This is a genomic window from Eubacterium sp. An11, from assembly GCF_002161065.1.
GTDB classification, from domain to species: domain Bacteria; phylum Bacillota; class Clostridia; order Lachnospirales; family Lachnospiraceae; genus Anaerobutyricum; species Anaerobutyricum faecale.
This window is the reverse complement of record NZ_NFLV01000030.1, coordinates 1-16,583: the sequence shown is the minus strand read 5'-3', so window position 1 is coordinate 16,583 and position 16,583 is coordinate 1. Positions and strand designations below refer to the sequence as shown.

Sequence of the window (16,583 nt, the reverse complement as noted above, 5' to 3'; positions counted from 1 at the left end):
CGCCTTTTTGTTTTTGTAATGATACGGAGACATTGTTATGATTGAAAGGACATGCAACAAAAAAAGAGCCTTGGATTTTCTCCAAAACTCTGTTCTTATACAAACTTGACACTATTACAACGAAAGGTATCAAGTTTGTACATATTTCTAATAAGTTTAGTGATATTTTCAGACTGTCTCTCTCAGATACTGCCCAATCGCCCGGATTTCTTCTTCCAGCTGTTTTTGACGCTGGCGGCGTTTCATGGCGTTTTGTTCCGGATCTTTTCGGGACTTACCGGATGTGTTTTCCGGATCTTCCTGCGAATTCCGGGATTGTTGTTCGGAATCTGTTATCTGCGGGATATTTTCTTCCTCTTCCGGCTGCGCCATGCGCGCCAGGATGCTCTTCTTTTTCTGCTGTTCTTTTTGCAGATATTCCAGCAGCACCGGGTTTTGCTCCCGGAGCAGGCAGGAGCCGTAGGCGTAGTGGAATTCGTCCGGGTAGCTTTCCTGCTGTCCGGCGGGAGCCGGGAGGGCTTTTATGACCACGTAGTATTTGCCATCTTCTTTCAGGAACCATTCGCCAGCAATGTGGTATCCGGCGTCATGGAGCAGGTGGCGTACCTTGAACCATTCGGACTGGGGCTGGAGGATGAATTCCATGCCCGCCTTCAAAAATTCAGGGGCGTTTTTCAGAATCCGGCAGATGAGCTCGCCGCCCATGCCGGCTATGACAACGGTGTCGGTCTCATCGGGCGACAGACCGGCAAGGCCGTCGCTAAGCCTTGTGGCGATTTTGTCCGAGAGGCCTTCCTGTCCGATGTGCTCCGCCGCGCGGGCGAGGGGGCCTTTGTTTACGTCCATGGCGCAGGCCGACGGACAGAGTCCATTTTTTACAAGATAAATAGGAACGTAGCCGTGATCCGTGCCCACATCGGCAATCCTGTTTCCCGGGGTCACCGCCATGGCGACGGTCTGTAAACGTTTTGATAATTCCATCTCTTTTTCTCCGTATTTAACGTGTATTTCTATAATGCGTCTTGTTGTGATATATCGTTTTATCTTCCTGACAGTATCTCAAAGGCAGGGATCCTCTCACATATCCAGAAAGTCCCGCAGTTTGCGGCTTCTTGTCGGATGGCGGAGCTTCCGGAGAGCCTTTGCCTCAATCTGACGGATGCGCTCTCTGGTCACCTGGAAGTCTTTGCCGACTTCCTCCAGAGTATGGGGTTTGCCGTCCAGCAGACCGAAGCGAAGGGAAAGCACCTTCTGTTCTCTCTCGGAGAGAGTGTCCATCACTTCACAGAGCTGTTCCCGCAGGAGAGAATGGGCTGCCTCCTCCGAAGGGATCGGGATATGCTCGTCCTGAATGAAATCGCCCAGATGGCTGTCTTCTTCCTCGCCGATGGGCGTCTCCAGGGAGACCGGTTCCTGAGAGATCTTGGAAATCTCCAGGATACGTTCCACCGGCATTTCCATACGGTGAGCCACCTCTTCCGGCGTCGGTTCCCGTCCTTTCTCCTGCAGAAGCGCCCGTCTCGCCCGGTTGACCCGGTTGATGGTCTCCACCATATGCACCGGAATCCGGATGGTTCTGGCCTGGTCGGCGATGGCCCGGGTGATGGACTGGCGAATCCACCAGGTGGCGTAGGTGCTGAACTTATAGCCTTTGCGGTAATCAAACTTGTCCACCGCCTTGATGAGCCCCAGATTGCCTTCCTGGATCAGATCCAGAAACTGCATGCCCCTTCCGGCGTAACGCTTGGCGATACTGACAGTGAGACGCAGATTGGCCTCGGAAAGTCTCCGTTTGGCGGATTCATCGCCCTGCTCCATCCGCTTGGCCAGTTCGATTTCTTCCTCCGGTTTCAGCAGAGGGATCTTTCCGATTTCTTTTAAATACATACGCACCGGATCTTCCATGGATACATTTTCGGAATCCATCAGGTTCAGTGCGCTCTCCATCTCCTCCTCCGGGTCGCTCAGGTCTTCATCCATGCTGTCCGACACGGTGAGCACATCGATATTCCGGGCTTCCAGCATGGAGACAATGCGTTCCAGCTGCACCGGCGTCAGGGAAACATCCTGAAATGCCTCTCTGATTTCCCGCATTTCCAGCACATTTTTATTTTTTTCCGCTTTCTGAAACAAAATATTCAACTGACTGCCAAAGGTTTGTTCTTCCCTGTCCAAAATACGCCCTCCAATTTCTTTTTTGCCGCGCCATGCCGCCGCGTCGGCACTCTCCATAAGAAATGTGCCAATATACTAAGTAAAGTCTAACCGTTTTTTTCTGAATTATTCTTTCTTCTGTATACTGCCGGACGTATTGAAAAAGCCTGTCCGTATTTTCTTTCTGTGTGATTTTTAATTTATATGAAGCTGCAGCTTCTGCACCTTGTTTTTCTTTGTCAGAAGCTCCTGCCACCGGACGATATCTCCCGTGTGGACCATTTCATCCTCGATACTTGTCATGAGGATCTTCTTCACCACATCGGTGAGCGCCTTATCCCTGTCTTCCGGGGAAGTCTCGTACTTTAGATGGGCGTTAAAAAGCGACGCCACCTCTTTTTGCTCCTCGGCCTCGGTGAACTGGTTAATGATCCGCGCCGGATTCACGGCCTGTCCCTGCTCCAGCTGATCAAAGAGCATGATAGCCACCGAATGGTAGAGTGGATTCAGAAAATCGTCGGCACTCACATAGGGCCGGACATACGGATATATCTCCGGATGTTCGGTGAGCCAGGTGAGGAGAATCCGCTGAGGCTGGCTGTGATTCTGCTCCTTCTTCTCCTGTTTCTTCTCCCGGCTTTCCGGTTCTTTTTTGTATTGCTCGTTGGCTTTTTTGTACTGATAATCTATGCCGTACCGGTTCACCAGATCGGTAAGGTCCTTCCGGACGATCATGAAACGATTGGCCGCTGCCTCCAGGTAGGTATTTCTCTCGGCAGGCTCCTCGATCTCCGCCAGCTTTCTGGCGATGGCGCGGATAAATTCCGTGCGGCTCTCCGGGTCTTTCTGATTATACTGCCCGTAGAGCACCAGCATCTCAAACATCCGGCCCGGCTCCGATTCCTCCAGCCGCTTTCGGTATCCTTCCGCACCCTCTTCTTTGATGAGCTCGTCCGGGTCCTTGAACGGCTTCATGGAAAGCACCCGTCCCCGGAGTCCGTTTTCCCGCAGGATTGGCAGGGCGCGCAGCGCGGCCTTCACTCCGGCGCCGTCGCTGTCAAAGGACAGTATCACTTCGTCGGTATAGCGCTTCAGCAGCATCGCCTGATTCGGTGTGAATGCAGTGCCAAGCGGCGCCACTGCGTTGGTAAAGCCCGCCTGATGCAGAGAGATCACGTCCATGTATCCCTCGCAAAGGATAATGGAGTTCTCCTTGGTCCTCTTGGCGTAGTTGAGACCGTAGAGATTTCTTCCCTTATCAAACAAAATGGTCTCTCTGGAGTTTAAGTATTTGGGCTCGCCGTCTCCCATGACCCGGCCGCCGAAGCCGATCACCCGCTGGTTCACGTCCATGATGGGAAAAATGACCCGGTTAAAGAACTTGTCATAGCTGCCTTTCACCGAATCGATGGTCACCAGAGAAGATTCTTTCATCTGGTAATCGCTGTAACCCTGCTTTTTCAGATACTGATACAGGTCATCCCGGTAAATGTCCGCATATCCCAGGCCGAAATGGTTGATCATCTCGTCGGAAATGCCCCGGCCTTTCAGATAAGCCATGGCGTGCCCGCCCCGGGAACTTTTCAGCAGGTAGTGGAAATATACCGCGGCCTTTTTGTTCATTTCCTTCAAAGTCACCCTGGCATCCGCCTGACGCTTCTCCTCCGGCGTCTGCTCTCCCTGGGGCAGCTCCACTCCGGCCCGTCTGGCCAGTTCCTGCAATGCTTCCACAAAGGAGAGCCGGTTATATTCCATTAAAAATGTGTACACATTTCCTCCCTGTCCGCAGCCGAAGCAATAATACATCTGCTTTTCCCGGCTGACAGAAAAGGAAGGCGATTTTTCATTATGAAAAGGGCAAAGTCCAAAGTAGGAGGAGCCCCTTTTTTTCAGGGAAACGTATTGGGAAATAATGTCCACGATATCATTTTTTTCCCTGACCTCTTCAATTACATCATCCTCGTATCTCATATTGCCTCTTTCTCATTTCTAATTATATGTCACAAGCCGTCAAACCATGCACATTTTTTTACTGATTTGCGCAGGAAAGACGATTTTGCGCCGCACCCACTATTCGATCACCGCGATGGCGTCCAGTGACACCTTCATCAGCTCCCGGACTTCCTCCTCGGAGATGCCCATGCGCTCCGCCAGCTCCGAAGGCTTCGCCTCCCGCTCGTACTCCTTGGCAAAAGCGGTGGCCAGGTCATTCAGTTCGTTGACCCGGGTGGCCATCTTCATGGCAGACCGGGTGGACTGGTTGTATTCCGCCATCACATCCTCCACATACTGGCGGATGATCTTTTCTTTATACTTCCGGAAACTGCCATGCATCCGCGGCTCGTACTCATTGACGGCCGTCATCAGGCCGATGTTGCACTCCTGGATCAGGTCGCTGAGCAGAAGTCCCCGCCCCGTGTATTCTTTTGCCAGGGCGGTGGCGTAGGCCAGATTGGCCTCGATGAGAAGATTTCTGGCGTTTTCGTCTCCGTTGATGAGCTTGCGCACCAGCATCTCCTCCTGTTCCTCGCTGACCTGACTGGCCTTACCGATTTCTTCCATATAAATGTTCACCATATCGGCGTCCAGCGGATCCTCCCTGGTGGTGACATCCTCGTCAGCGATCTCATTCTGCCCGCGCTTTACCCGGTCTTCGATAAAGATCCGGTGGCTTTCCAGATAGCGGCAGATATAATCAAGCTGCTCGTCTTTCAGATTCATATCTGAAAAATAGGAACGGATTTCTTCCATATTCAGATGATTATTATTGGTCTGGGCGAGCCGTTCCAGCTCCCGCACCGCATCCAAAAATTCTGTCTGTCCTCCCATTTATCATTCTCCTTTTCTTTATTCTGCCGGGGATTCTCCCTCTTTCTCCTCCGGCTCTGCACTCTTCTCTTCTTCTGTTGAAGCCGCTGGTTCCGGTTTTTGTTCCGTCTTCTCCTCCGGCATGGCGGCTTCCGCTTCTCCGGCAGATGCCTTATCTTCTTCCGGCGCGGTCTCCGCTGCCGCCTCAGCTGTCTTCTCATCTGCCGGGAACACGATTCCCATCTGACGTCTGGCCTCGTCAAGCACTTTCATGGTCTCCAGGGTGATATCTCTGGCGGCCTCCCATCCGGTTCCTGTCTTTACCATTTTTATGAAGGCGGCCGCCTCATAATTCAAAGTATTATCAGACTGCTCAAAATGGATGCTCTGCGTTACAGTCTTTCTGCGGATGCGGAGATCCTTTACATTTTCGATCTCGCTCACCATCATGGAGCCCTCTTCCCCCTGAATCTGGCTCGGTACGGCTGCGTCGGTGATCTTGGAATAGATGGCCTCGCCGATCATGTCATCGTATTCCATAAGGATGGTTCCCTCTCCATCCACGCCGCCCTTAAGCCGGACGCCCGCGGCCTTCACGCTCTTTGGCGCACCGAAGAGGCGGATCATACATGCCACCGGGTACACGCCGATATCCATAAGCGCCCCGTTGGAAAGTTCCGGCTTAAAGGCGTTCTCGATGATGCCTCTTTTGAAATTATCATACCGGGAAGAGTACTGGCAGTACTGGAGAGTCGCCCGGCGGATATGTCCGAGGGTCTCCATATATTCTGTCATCTTCTGAAATCCCGGCGTATAGATGGAACGCATGCCTTCCATTAAGATCACGCCTTCTTTTTCAGCCACCGCAAACATTTCCTTTGCTTCCTCGTAATTGGATGCCAGCGGTTTCTCACAGAGCACATGTTTTCCCGCCCGCATCATGGCGATGGCCTGGTCGTGATGACAGCAGTTCGGGCTTGCCAGATAGACTGCGTCAAAGGCATCGCTCTTCGCAAATTCCTCCAGATCGTCAAAATACGCCAGGCTGCCTTTGCGAAAACCAAATTCTTTCGCCCTCTCCATAGTTCTTGAATATACTGCCGTCAGTTCAAATCCGTTGATAAAACGGTTGGCCTGATAAAAATTCTCCGCGATCTTTCCCGTGCCGATAAATCCGAATCGTACCATTGTTGTATCCTCCTCCTCTTTGTCTGTATCCTGCGCCAGTAAAAACTCCCGCAGTTCTTTTACCGTTTCCACCAGATGTCCGGCTCCCGCTGCCGTAAGTTCCTCCCAGGAACCGTAGCCGTAGAGCACGCCTACAGATTCCACGCCGCAGGCGGCGGCCCCCTCCATATCATGTTTCCGGTCGCCGATCATCAGCGCGTCATTCCCGGAAATACCATAGGCATCCAGAGCGTACTGGATCACTTCGTTCTTATTCACCCTTGTCCCGTCCAGTTCGCTGCCGGCCACCAGGGAAAAATATTCATCAATACCAAAATGTTTCAAGATCCGCTCCGCATATACCCGCGGCTTAGATGTAGTCACTGCCAGCTCAAACCCCGCTTCGTACAAAGTGACCAGAAGCTGCGCGATACCCGGATAGATCTCATTTTCAAAAATGCCTTTGGGTGAAAAATATTCCCGGTAATATCTTACCGCTTCCTCCGCCTGCTCTTCGGAAAATCCGTAGAATTCCCGGAAAGACTGCGCCAGAGGCGGCCCTATGAACGGGATCAGTTCTTTTAGATATCGGACCGAGATTCCAAACTTTGAGAGCGCGTACTGTACCGAAGAAGTGATGCCGATCATCGGGTCCGTCAGCGTTCCGTCCAGATCAAAAAATATGTAACGCTTCATTATCCTGTCTCCTTTTTGTAATATCCATGTCCCGTCATGACGCCTCCGCTTTTCTGCCGGTCCATGGTCCTCCTTTTTATATATAGAACAGTATAAAAGAAAAAGCCGCAAAATACAACCAGTTTACCGGAACCGGATAATTGACAGCCGTTCTTTAATAAAATATAATGATATCTGAATTGAAAAAATGACGAAACCAGCCGGGTGTGCAGGCCCGGCGTTTTACACTTTTGATAGAAAACGACGAGCAGAAAGGGCAGGGGGACATATGATTACGGACAAACAGAGACAACGGGATTATGAATATGACGGCGACTATCAATCCAAAAGCCGTTATACAGAAGAACAATGGAATAACATTTTAAGCTCCGGACAGCTTTCGGAAGAAGATATCCATCTGTTAAAACAGATCTACAGTTCCTATAATCACGCTGCCACTCTTTTGCAGCTGGCCTTTCACAATAAGACCACAGAGGAAGATATCCTTTCTCAGGTCAACGCCATGGGAGAGCTGCTGGCAGCTGCCAATGACATCAGACCGGAGGTGGATTTCTCCGGAAATGAATACTGGTGGTTTTTGTATTTCTGGGGTAAAAATACCGACGCCGGAACCCTGGAACTGAAGCTGCATCCGGAACTGACGGAAGTCATCGGCGCCCTGTGGCCGGAGGAGGAAGAACGCTATTACGCCTTTATGAACGATGTGGAGCGCAGTCTGCAGATCCGCTATAATCAGGAAGACGCTGTGTGGGTGGCGGCAGCCGTACTCTTATATGAGAAATATTACCAGAACCCGGGTATTTCCGCCGACGAGATTCTGCTCATGCAGTACGAGGTTCAGACCCGCGCCCAGAAGGTGTTCGGCCAGGATATCAACGTCAACACCATCACCCAGATCTGCAACGCTGACGAGCGGGGACACCGCTTCAATTATCTGCGGGATATCTACAAATATTACCGGGTGGCCTTTCCCGGAGAATTCGAGGGCGACAGAGAGCGTCCGGATCCGGAAAATTTTGACTACAACGCGTACATTTATTCCATTTACGGCTATATGACTTTAAATGAACTGGTGGATTTTATCGACCATGAGTACGCCCATCTGGTAGATGAATCCTACGTGGAGCTGAACGCCTCCAACGGATTTGTCCGCATGGCGGATTATCTCACCAGACAGGGCGGCACCCCGTACAGCCCGGAGGATACTTCCGAGCAGGCGCTCTCCCTGCGGGCGGACGGCGAAGACTGCGTTGCCACCTTCCACATGCTGGCGGACGCCCTGATCAAAGAATACCCGAACTTCACCTACGCCAGAAAGGCTGACTGGCAGCAGCCTTCCGAGGGACGGATTTCTTACATTTTCTGTGACGTATTATATATGGAAAACTATGCCCACACCAATGCGGGGATTTCTTTTCTGACGGTGCCGGACAAAGATGCAGTGAACATTGAGATTGCTCTGAATCTCCCGTTCTGTAACAATGAGGAAGCGATGCTGGACATTCAGGATAAATGCAGCATGCTCACCCTCATGACTTCCGCCCCGTTTAAAGTGGAGAACATGGCCACGGAAGGTTTTGACCTGACCGAGGACAGCCAGAAGATCAAGGCTTCCGTCCTCTATTCTTATGAAGACTTCAAGACCATGAAGGAGGAGGATATCGTCGGTATGATGTCCACCGCCACGGAAATTTTTGCTTCCTATTATACTGATATCTGTCAGAACTATTATCCGGCTGCTGAGGAGATGCCGCAGGAAGACCCTCTGGCAGCGGCCCTGGGCAGCAAATTAAAATACCGGCCGGCCAGGGAAGTGCCGGGTCCTAATATCATATACAAGCAGGGCGGCATATCTCCGACCACCGAATATGTGACTAAAGTGCTGCAGGGCTACGATGTGCCGACAGAATCCGAAGATACCGCTGACCACGATTCCTCTGATAATTTTGACGCCAGTTATGACGAAGCCTTCCCAAACGGAACTTCCGGGGCAACTGCCGCCTATGAGTCTTATGAAAATGATCCGTCACCGGCATCCTCACCGGCCGGACGCTCCGACGACGGCAGCCTTAACGGCGGTTTTTCCGGCACTGTTTCTTCCGGTTCTCCGGGAAATAACAGCCCGGCCGGAAGAGACGGTATTTCCCGGGGAACATCCGGCTCCCCTTCCGGCACTGCCGCCGGTTCTCCGGGGAACGGGCGTCCGGCAGGCGGTTCTCATCCATCCGGCGGCCATCCGGCGGGGAATCTCGTTCTTCCGGACTGGTACCGGGAAGAGAAGGTTCCGGTATCCACCCATCCGGACCGCAGTGACCAAAGTTTTCATCTGTATCCAAAGAATACTCTGATCCGGGGCCCGCTGAAAACTGCCAAATACCACGAGGCCATGCTGACCGCTGTGGGCATCATCGAGGGAAAAGATTCCAATATGATGCGGATCGAACCGGTGCCGGATATTCTGGAACATTATAAGAATTACGTGGAAGAAAAACGGATCATGCACATTTCCTATCCGGATATTGACGGAAAAGGATACGAAAACTGGATTGAGACCAAAAACGGTCCGGCCATCCGGGATGGTATCTTCAAGGAATTTGCCAACCGCTGTGCCGACGGCCGGTATGTGGTCATGATGGAAGAAGTGGATGTGAACTGGATGCATCTGTTCGGAGAGACCGCTGTCCTTTTACGTGACAACCGCCGGGAAGGCACGGGAAGCGAGACGGCCGTCACTCTGAAGTATTCCAAAGAGACCTTTAAACTGCCGTCCAACTTGTATATCGTGGCCACCTGTGATTCCAATATCAGCGAGGACACCGTTCTCGGAGCCATCAGCCATGACTTCTTTATCCGTCACATTGCTCCGGATTCCAGCGTCCTCCGGGGTATCCGGGTGGAAGGCATCCTGCTGGAGCGGCTCATGGAAACCATCAACCTGCGGCTTTCCTATTTCCTGGGCGCAGACTTCCAGCTGGGAGAGGGATTTTTCCTGGGAGAAGCGGACAAAGATCCTTTTATCTCCCTGGCCCGTATTTTCCGGGAACAGCTGATCCCGCTTCTGGAGAAGTGGTTTGACGGAGATATCGAGCGCATCCGCTATGTCCTGGGCGACAACGGCAAACAGCGCCCGGACACTGTTTTTTACCGGGAAACGCCGTTTCGCGAGAATCTGTTTAAAGGCGAAGTACCGGACTCTTTTGATACCGGACGATGCATTTATCAGATCAATGAGGACGCTTTTTTCAATCCGAAGAGCTACATCGATATCTACGAATAGAAAGGGAGTCCGTTTGTTCTGGAAATTATTAATAATAATTATGTCCAAAAATACAAAATTGTTGTGTAGAATTGTAACAAAATAATAACTCCATAACATTTTTTTATTATTTCATCGGTTATTATTACGTATTTATTAAAAACTGTGACAAACGCCACATTTCGCACACATTGTCGTTTTATAATTACCAAAGAACACCACAGAGTATGAAGGAATTATTATTGACGATGGAGGTTACGAACATGTCAAATACATATAAACGGCTGGGCACCAGTTTGGCAATTTCCGCACTCGTTTTAAATTTTGCCGTTCTTCCAGCCGCAGGAAATAATATAGCAACTGTAGACGCCAGCACGATCGGCACTGTAAATTCAAGCATTCTTAATATCCGTACAAGAAAAAGCACCAGTGCCAAACGTATCGCAGTTTTAAAGAAAGGCAAAAAGGTTGAGGTACTCTCCACCGGCAAAAAATGGGTGAAAGTCAGTGTAAACGGAAAAGTTGGCTATACACAGGGAAGATATCTTACCACAGAATCCGGAACAGCTACGGACCCGGACGCTAATGCGGTAAGTGGAACCGTAAGCGCCAGCAAGCTTGTTATCCGTGCCGGAAAAAGCAAAAGCTCTTCTGCCCTGACCAAAGTTACCAAGGGCACTAAGCTCACTGTTCTTACCACCGGTTCCAAATGGGTAAAAGTTACCGCCAACGGCGTTACCGGATATACAAAGGGCAAAAAAATCGCCCTGGAGGACGGCGGCACTGCCACCAATCCTTATTCCAAAGGCGAAGAAGTTGTGAACTTTGCATTACAGTTTGTAGGCAATCCTTACCGTTGGGGCGGCACAAGCCTGACAAACGGTGCTGACTGCTCCGGTTATATCATGAGCGTTTACAGACATTTTGGTAAATCTCTTCCGCACTCTTCCAGTGCCATGAGAAGTTGTGGAACCAAGGTCAGCAGCTTAAGCGCAGCAAAACCTGGTGATATTATCTGTTACAACGGTCATGTGGCTCTTTACATGGGCAATAATAAGATCGTCCATGCAAGTAATCCGAAAGACGGTATTAAGATTTCCAGCAATGCAGCTTACCGCTCCATTGTCACAATCAGAAGAATCTTTAACTAGTTCTGTAGAATCTGATCATACATAAAACGCATCCTGTATGTTTGGATTCCCAGCTGCTGAATTTCATGATTCAGTAACAGGGAATCTTCACATAACGGATGCGTTTTTTACTTCAGGAAACCCGGAGGCTTCTTACCGGTAAGAAGTCTCCAGCAGCTTATTCTTCAGCTGATCTTCCAGCTCTGTCAGACGGACTTCCGCCTCTCTGCGTTTCTCTCTTCCCTCACTCTGGATCCGCATGACTTCATCAATGGTGGAGATGAGATTCTCGTTGGTGGCAATGAGGGTTTCCATATCGACGATACCTCTCTCGCTCTCTCTGGCCGTTTCCACGGTGGCGGTTTTCAGCTTCTCCGCGTTCTTCTTAAGAAGAGAGTTGGTGAAATCCGATACTTCCCGCTGGGCCTCCGACGCCTGTCTGGAATGTTCCACTCCCAGAGCAATGATCATCTGGCTCTTCCAGAGCGGGATGGTATTGACCAGAGTGGATTGTATTTTTTCCGCCATCATGGCATCGCTGGACTGGATCATCCGGATCTGCGGCGCCATCTGCAGAGAAACCATCCTGGTAAGTTCCAGATCATGGATTTTCTTTTCAAAGCGGTTGCACATGGCCTCTATATCGCTGACCTCCTGAGCGTCTTCCGGCATACCGGAAGCGGTTGCCCTGGCCCTGGCCTGGGGCAGCTCCTCCTCCATCACCTGGCGGAGCTTTTTCTTGCCGGCGAGAATGTACATATTTAATTCCCGGAAATATACTTTATTGAGATCATAGAGCTGATCCAGAAGAGCGCTGTCTTTTAAAAGCTGCATCTGATGTCCTTCCAGAGTCTTTGATACTTTTTCAATGCTGGCTTCCGCCTTGTCATATTTCAGCTTCAGGGCCTCCGCCTTGGCCATTTTCTTCTTAAAAAAGCCAAATACACCCTTGCTTTCTTCTTCGTCAAACGCTTTCAGTTCCGTCACTACGCCGCTCAGAAGTTCACCAATCTCTCCCAGATCTTTATTGCGAACCTTATTTAACGTCCCCTCTGAGAAATCAGACATTTTCTTCTGAATACCGGAGCCGTACTGAAGAATGGCAGCGGAATCCTTTAATTCAATTTCTTTTACAAAGGCATCCACCTGCTTCTTTTCGGCATCTGTCAGATATTTTTCTTCTTCGTAGGCCTCTTCTGCCTGCACCTCTTCCTTCTTCGGTTCCTCCACCGCCAGATCGCTGAATTCTTCTTCCGGATTCAGTGTCAGGGACGGACCTTCCTTCAATAACTGTTCGATATCCATAGCTTCTCCTTTCTGTCTGCTGTCAGACATCATCCTCGCTCATCCCAGATGGATGATTCAGGCTCTCTTTGCGAACGCAGCTCCTGCGCTCCCCATCCATCCTTTGCCAGCATGGTTTCCAGCACTTTGATATCAGAGGAAATATCCATAGCCACATCCTGGAACATATCGTCATACATGGCTTCCAGCGCCTGATTCACCGTGTCCAGAGACTCGGCGATCTCCATGCGGGTCTTTATGATATTCACACTCTGGATCGGCTGTTTTTCCATATCCTCATACACACGGACCAGCTTCATCACCGACGGAAGATAATATTCCAGCAGCCGGTCTGCCTGGGAAATGTTCTCCGGATATTCCCTGATACACACAAAAATCCTGCTGAGCAGAAGTTCCAGGCGGTCGAGCTTCTCCGACACCTCCGGCGTCTGGATTCTCGCCTTTCTCTCCCGCAGCTCCTGCAGATAACTGCCGCCGGTCTGCTGCAGCCGGTACATTTTCCGTTCTTCCTCCGTCATCTCCTCAGGGCGTTTCTGCGCCGCTGCGTTCTGACCACTGCCATCCGTCTGCGCCGAACCATCTTGTCCCACCTGTCCATCGGCTGTCCATGGTTCCGGCTTCTGCCCTCCGGCACCGCCGTTCCATCCGTCTCCGGCAGTTCCCGGCACCGCCTGATCTCCGGCCTTCTGTTGGGCTTCCCGCTGCTCCCTCTCTATCCTGGAGCGCACCGCCGCATCATACTGCTCTCCTGCTTCCCTGGTGAGCATCAGGCAGGTCTTATTCTCATCCATTCTGGCATAGGGAATGAGACGATTGTCCAACAGGAAACGGATATCCTTCTGGATCCGCTTCATGGCGTAACCGGTCCCATTCTTTAAGTCCTGCAGCATGATAAATCCCTTCTCACCCCACAGGCCGGCATATTCCCGCAGCCGGCGGACGCGGCTTCCGGCCGCTCTTCCGGTACCAAAAAGCACTCCGCTGACGACAGTCAGAGGAATAAAAACACTTTCCAGCACAATGGTTGCCGTGGACAAAATGCCGTTCGTCATGGAAAATCCAAGCCCAGCCAGGCCGAATCCGAGACTCAGGGCTCCGAACACGATCATCCCGCAGGCTCCTGTCACCGTCCGCACCGGACCGCTCCAGCGGCCGGGAATCCTCCGAAGCCATCCTTTTTCCCGGGGCTGCCGGCTCTCCACCGGCTGCTGCACCCGGCTGTCATCCGGCCAGCGATAATGCTTCCCATAGCGCTGTCTCTCCGCTTTCCCGGATTTCCAGGACTTTTCCTTCATCTGCTCCGCCATGGTTTCCCGGGCCGAACCCACGGCATCTTTCGCCGTATCCACCGCATCGCGGATATTCTGACTGAGATTACTGAAATCCATCGAGTCTACCGCATCCTGCACCATGTCCTGAATCCATTCTGCCAGATCATCGGCAGAACTTTTCTTTCCTCTCCTGCTATGCCCATCCGCATCGCTGCCGGCCGACCGGGAATCATATCTGTTCTCCGAACCCCCGTCTCTTTCACCGCCATAGCCGCCGTTATCATATTCCATTTTCTCTTTATCTGCCCGGTTACTCCATCTATTGTTACTCATTCTTCATCATTCTTTTCATTATTATTCTGTAATAACTGTGCAGCCATGCGATATTCAGGGCAAAACAACGTTGAACGTGAAATCCGGAGTGCATGGCTGAACAGTTATATTTTATAAACATTTCACTCGTAAGCACGACTATTGTATCATGAAACTCTATTTTTTTCTACGCATCTTTTGTGTCTCCCCGGAATATACTGAAAAAAAAGAATGAGGCTGTTTTCATTGGCTATTCGTATTTATATTGATCAGGGACATAATCCGGCCGGGGTCAACGCCGGCGCCGAAGGGTTCGGCATCCGCGAACAGGATATCACATATCAGGTCGGACAATATCTGTATAACATATTATCGGAAGACTACCGGTTCACGGCAAAGCTCTCCCGACCCACGCCCGAGACCACCTTAGGCTACAACAATACCAGCAGCCTGCGGGAGCGGGTCACCCAGGCCAATAACTGGCCGGCGGACTACTTTATCAGCATCCACGCCAACGCCAGCGAAAATCCGGATATCAACGGTTCCGAGGTCTACGTGATGGAAAGCTACTCCGCTGCCTGGTATCTGGCCCTTGATGTACTGGCAGAGATCGTGCGACGCCTGAATACCAAATACAACGGCGTCTTCACCAACCCTTCCCTCTATGTGCTGCGCAACACCCGCATGCCCGCCATTCTGGTGGAGCTTGCCTACATCACCAACTACGAAGATAACCAGCTCATGCAGCAGGAGTCCTACCAATTCGCCTACGGCATCTACGTGGGTCTTCTGAACTATCTGGGTCTGCCGCAGATCCTCTCCTGATAGAGCCAAACAGGCCGCCGCCCGCACCCCGCCCGGACGAACACCGCATATCTCCAAAAAATATGTCTGTGTCTGTCATGACGTGTACCCTGGCGGCAGCCTGTTGTTTTTGATTTCTACTGAAAAAAATTTGAAATTCTAATTTTACAACCTGAAAACGAAGAGCCTGGATATTATGTCAAATTAAATCTTCCCACAAAAACAACAGCCGGCATCCATCTATTATAAGACGGAGCCGGCTGCTATTCAATTCTCTTATGCTCACTCTGCAATTTTTTCTCTTTACACGGGATTTCCCGCATCTTCAAAATATGGCTTATCTAAGCCGTATTCTCTATTTCATATTCTTAATCTCTTCCCGGATGTACGGCGTCATCTGGTAGACGTAATAATTGAGCCAATTGGTGTAGAGGGTGTTGGCGTGGCAGCGCCAGGATTTCACCGGACCTAAGTCCGGGTTGTCATCTTTATAGTAGTTCACCGGGAACGGCACGTTGTCCATGCCTTTTGCCAGGTCGCGGCGGTATTCCTGATCGAGGGTGACCACGTCGTATTCCGGATGGCCGGTGACGAAGATCTGCCGTCCTTCCTTGGCAATGATGATGTACGGTCCTGCTTCCTCAGAGTCTGCCAGAATGGTGAGGGCAGGATTATTTTCCACGTCCTCCCGGATGATGCCGGAATGACGGGAGTGAGGCGCGTTGAATACGTCGTCGAAGCCCCGCACCAGCGGAGTCTTTCTGTGGATGGTCCGGTGTTTGAAGATGCCGAAGATTTTCTCATCCAGCAGGTATTTACGCACGCCATAATGGTAGTAGAGTCCGGCCTGGGCCGCCCAGCAGATATGGAAGGTGGAAGTAACGTGGGTCTTTGACCATTCCATCACGGCCACCAGTTCCGGCCAGTAATCCACTTCCTCATAAGGCAGTGTCTCCACCGGAGCGCCGGTGATGATAAGACCATCGTAGTAGTCTTCTTTTATCTCAGAAAATGTGGTGTAAAATGCCTCCAGATGGTTGGCGGACACATTTTTTGCATTGTGCATCTCGGTTTTCAGAAAGGAGATGTCGACCTGCAGAGGCGTGTTGGCAAGGCTCCGGAGGAGCTGCAGTTCCGTCTCTTCCTTGGTCGGCATGAGATTCATGATCACGATGCGCAGCGGACGGATATCCTGCCGCATGGAGCGCTCGTAGTCCATCACAAAAATATTCTCATGTTCCAAAATCTTTTTAGCCGGTAAATCGGCGTCAATTCTAATTGGCATATTGTATCATCTCTTCCCTTCATTTTATCATTTCCAGAAATTCTTCTTCGGTGAGAATCGGAATTTCCAGTTCTTTTGCCTTTTTATTTTTTGTCGAATTGGAAAGGTTGTCATTGTTGATCAGATAGCTGGTGTTCTTCGATACGGAACCGGTGACCTTTCCTCCCAGATCCTCGATGCGCTCTTTGAGCTCTTTCCGGTTCTTAAAATGTGTCACGGAGCCGGTGATCACAAAAATCTTGTCCGCCAGAGGCTGACTGTCCCCGGACTCTTTCGGCATCTCCTCAAAAGTCAGATACTGAAGCAGCCGGCCGACGGTTTTCTGGTTATGCTCATTGTCAAAATAGTCCCGGACACTGGCCGCGATGACCTCGCCGATCCCCTCGATCTCCACC

General features: G+C 50.9%; 13 protein-coding genes. 3 read left to right on the top strand and 10 right to left on the bottom strand.

The features are described from left to right. Positions 1 to 168 precede the first annotated feature (168 nt). The 6 genes from B5E53_RS15690 to B5E53_RS20180 form a co-directional block, all read right to left on the bottom strand. The gene (locus B5E53_RS15690; protein WP_087316712.1) at positions 169 to 981 is read right to left on the bottom strand and encodes a class I SAM-dependent methyltransferase; all 813 of its coding nucleotides are present in this window, start codon (positions 979 to 981) and stop codon (positions 169 to 171) included. Between the two features lie 96 nt (positions 982 to 1,077). Then, positions 1,078 to 2,175: an RNA polymerase sigma factor RpoD gene (rpoD, locus tag B5E53_RS15685; RefSeq protein WP_343215672.1), complete on the bottom strand. Its 1,098-nt coding sequence runs from the start codon at positions 2,173 to 2,175 to the stop codon at positions 1,078 to 1,080. Continuing rightward, complete coding sequence (locus B5E53_RS19835; RefSeq protein ID WP_242963777.1) at positions 2,108 to 2,410, bottom strand: hypothetical protein; 303 nt, start codon at positions 2,408 to 2,410, stop codon at positions 2,108 to 2,110. Before B5E53_RS19835 ends, rpoD begins: the two co-directional genes overlap by 68 nt. After that, positions 2,350 to 4,125 (bottom strand): DNA primase, encoded by a 1,776-nt coding sequence (gene dnaG, locus B5E53_RS15680; RefSeq protein WP_087316708.1) that lies wholly within the window; start codon positions 4,123 to 4,125, stop codon positions 2,350 to 2,352. Before dnaG ends, B5E53_RS19835 begins: the two co-directional genes overlap by 61 nt. 99 nt (positions 4,126 to 4,224) lie before the next feature. Then, complete coding sequence (locus B5E53_RS15675) at positions 4,225 to 4,983, bottom strand: sigma-70 family RNA polymerase sigma factor (protein WP_087316706.1); 759 nt, start codon at positions 4,981 to 4,983, stop codon at positions 4,225 to 4,227. A gap of 18 nt (positions 4,984 to 5,001) precedes the next feature. Further along, the gene (locus B5E53_RS20180; RefSeq protein ID WP_087316704.1) at positions 5,002 to 6,825 is read right to left on the bottom strand and encodes an HAD-IA family hydrolase; all 1,824 of its coding nucleotides are present in this window, start codon (positions 6,823 to 6,825) and stop codon (positions 5,002 to 5,004) included. Between the two features lie 268 nt (positions 6,826 to 7,093). On the opposite strand from B5E53_RS20180, the gene B5E53_RS15665 reads away from it, so the two are divergent. Together B5E53_RS15665 and B5E53_RS15660 are read left to right on the top strand one after the other, a co-directional pair. Next, entirely contained in the window at positions 7,094 to 10,102 is a 3,009-nt protein-coding gene (locus tag B5E53_RS15665; protein WP_087316702.1) for a hypothetical protein, read from the top strand. 242 nt (positions 10,103 to 10,344) lie between these two features. Further along, positions 10,345 to 11,232, top strand: a complete 888-nt coding sequence (locus B5E53_RS15660) for an SH3 domain-containing protein (protein ID WP_162611943.1) — start codon at positions 10,345 to 10,347, stop codon at positions 11,230 to 11,232. A gap of 132 nt (positions 11,233 to 11,364) precedes the next feature. Here the strand turns inward: B5E53_RS15660 and B5E53_RS15655 are convergent, their stop codons facing one another. Both B5E53_RS15655 and B5E53_RS15650 read right to left on the bottom strand, forming a co-directional pair. Further along, positions 11,365 to 12,516, bottom strand: coding sequence for a toxic anion resistance protein (locus tag B5E53_RS15655; protein ID WP_087316718.1), 1,152 nt, complete (start codon positions 12,514 to 12,516; stop codon positions 11,365 to 11,367). Between the two features lie 29 nt (positions 12,517 to 12,545). Then, positions 12,546 to 14,120, bottom strand: coding sequence for a 5-bromo-4-chloroindolyl phosphate hydrolysis family protein (locus B5E53_RS15650; protein ID WP_087316698.1), 1,575 nt, complete (start codon positions 14,118 to 14,120; stop codon positions 12,546 to 12,548). A 225-nt stretch (positions 14,121 to 14,345) separates the two neighbouring features. Here B5E53_RS15650 and B5E53_RS15645 point away from each other — a divergent pair, with 225 nt between their 5' ends. Then, entirely contained in the window at positions 14,346 to 14,924 is a 579-nt protein-coding gene (locus B5E53_RS15645) for an N-acetylmuramoyl-L-alanine amidase (protein ID WP_087316696.1), read from the top strand. Between the two features lie 334 nt (positions 14,925 to 15,258). On the opposite strand, the gene metA is transcribed toward B5E53_RS15645, so the two are convergent. Together metA and B5E53_RS15635 are read right to left on the bottom strand one after the other, a co-directional pair. Continuing rightward, positions 15,259 to 16,188, bottom strand: coding sequence for a homoserine O-succinyltransferase (gene metA, locus B5E53_RS15640; RefSeq protein ID WP_087316694.1), 930 nt, complete (start codon positions 16,186 to 16,188; stop codon positions 15,259 to 15,261). A gap of 19 nt (positions 16,189 to 16,207) precedes the next feature. Continuing rightward, positions 16,208 to 16,583: BRCT domain-containing protein (locus B5E53_RS15635; RefSeq protein ID WP_275532698.1), on the bottom strand; the 376-nt coding region annotated here is incomplete at its 5' end.